The 2341-nt window shown below is 34.4% G+C and carries 1 protein-coding gene; it reads right to left on the bottom strand.

Annotation, left to right across the window (positions count from 1 at the left end; all coding sequences use genetic code 11):
- Positions 1-36: 36 nt before the first annotated feature.
- Positions 37-2076: a hypothetical protein gene (locus tag ACTHS3_RS11660; RefSeq protein ID WP_070734778.1), complete on the bottom strand. Its 2040-nt coding sequence runs from the start codon at positions 2074-2076 to the stop codon at positions 37-39.
- Between the last annotated feature and the right edge of the window lie 265 nt (positions 2077-2341).

The raw sequence follows: 2341 nt of genomic DNA, 5'->3' as shown, positions 1-2341 counted from the left end.
TGCTAAGCTCCTGCTGCTTATTGTTTAATCAGCGTATTAACGCTTGCCAATAAAACCAATATTATTTTCACCATGGCTGGTCGTAATTTTTAACACACCACCCACTTCTTCAGCATTTGGGCCAGCAAAACGTATGTCACCTTTACCATAAATCACTTTATTTTCACCTGGATTTTTTCCCTTCATCCAAACAGTGATATCGTTAGCAAGTTGTTTGCTTCCCACTAGAGAGACTTTTTGACCTGCAGTTGCAGAAGGCATTCCACTTTCTGTTTTTACATTACCACTAGCGAAATATACATTACGTTTATCATCTAAGCGACGATTGGTAATTGCTCCATTAAAGGTAACATTATTACTTAAAACAGTATTGTAAGCCATATTTGGTTCATGGAACTGCGCAGTCATATTCATCACGCCGTCTTGTTTACCGTCTCTGCTAGAATAAGCAACACCTGTATATTTAGCAGATAATCCTTTTTTAGTCTTCATATCATAGACATTGGCAACCATACCATTCTCAGTAATAACTCGGTCAAAAATGCCGATATTATACGGAGTATTAACCCCATAACTACCATCGCCATTTTTATAACGCCATGCAGTCAATGAGAGATATTGTTGGTTAAAACCATTGGCTTGTCCAACATCATAAGTATAAATCGCACGAACTTCATTTACCTTTCCATAGCGCAGTGCACTAAACATTTCAGCAATTACACGTTTATTTTGAAATGCGCCTAATGCCTTATTATTATCAATACCGGTATGAATTGAATATAATGACACTTCGGTCATTTGCCCTTTATCAGCTACAATCTTCAACCTACCATCTTTTTGTGTTACAAGAAAATAGCTACCAGCAGGGTAAGTATATTGTTTATCCGCAACCCAACCCAAAGCTTTAAGCGCATCTGCGCGCTCTGGATTTACTTTTGCTGCTTCCGAGCTAACTTTAAATGTAGTAGTTTTATTCAAAGTAAAGCGATATGCATATTCACCATTTTGATTAACATATAATTCGTCATCCGGATTATTATCAAAATAATTATTCAAAGAATGTGCATATTGATAACCCTTATTAGGTTTAGTAGATATGTTCCATATCGGATTACCCTTATCATCTAATTTATATTCTACATCAGCTAATACACGGCGCCCTTTATCTAAAGAAGTTTTATTATCTGCATTAGTTTCAAAATTATTAAACCATTGTGTATAACGGCTACCACCTACACTATCCAACTCGAATTTGCTGGCCGCTTGGTCTAAGATATTAACACTACTACCCTGTTTAATTAAAATACCATTTGCATTACGCTTATCTACACCAATTAAATTTTTTGAATTTAATGGGGTATCAATTTCATCATAACCATACTCTCTCTTAATATATCCATCGATTTTATTTACTTTATAACGTGTTGCTACACCTCCCAATATAACCGTTTGGGGACGTAAAAGTTTATATTTTCCACGCCCCCCAGAAGTTTCGATAATATGTGCACTATCATAAACAAAAGTATTCTCGGAAGCTTTCTCCAACAATGGGTTTGCAGCAAAGTTATTTGCAATAAAACCTGTATCTACTTCAGCTTGACTAAATTCTTCTGTTTTTACTACATCACTCAATCTAAGAGTTACTAATTTATTCTGAATATTTTTAGAAATTTGCTCATTAACTTGAGCTAAATTATCTTTGCCAGTATTAGGTTTGGTTGCATTATTCTTACCGGTGTTATCCTTACCGGTAGTGGGTTTGCTTGCATTGTCCTTACCGGTGTTATCTTTACCGGTAGTAGGCTTGGTTGCATTGTCCTTACCGGCGTTATCTTTACCGGTAGTAGGCTTAGTTGCATTGTCCTTACCGGCGTTATCTTTACCGGTATTAGGTTTATTTGTATTATCCTTATTGGAATTACCTTTGTTGGTATTATTACTAATATCATTAGGTGCCACAGATGGACTTATCGGAGAACCCGGTTCTCCATTCGAGCTAGCACATGCAGCTAAAACTGCCGCACAAATACCTGTCAATACAAAATGAGTAATAGGTGATTTCTTCTGAGTAAACATAAATATAATCCTCATTAACTGAAAGTAACTTTACTTAAAACAACTAGATTATTTACTACTAATTGAAAAACTAAATATAAACAACACTTACACCACCGTAATATTATAAACGAATACAAACAGCCTTACTTAATTAACGTTTGTTAATTTTTGAAAATGTACTTATTTTGATTAATTTATAATTATTAAATACCTAATCATCTCTTAAGTTAACAATATTTCAAGTCTATCTTTTAATATTAAATTTAATATTCACCTAAGACAC

Source organism: Neisseria sp. P0009.S007 (assembly GCF_051962515.1).
This window is presented reverse-complemented; position numbering and strand designations above follow the sequence as displayed.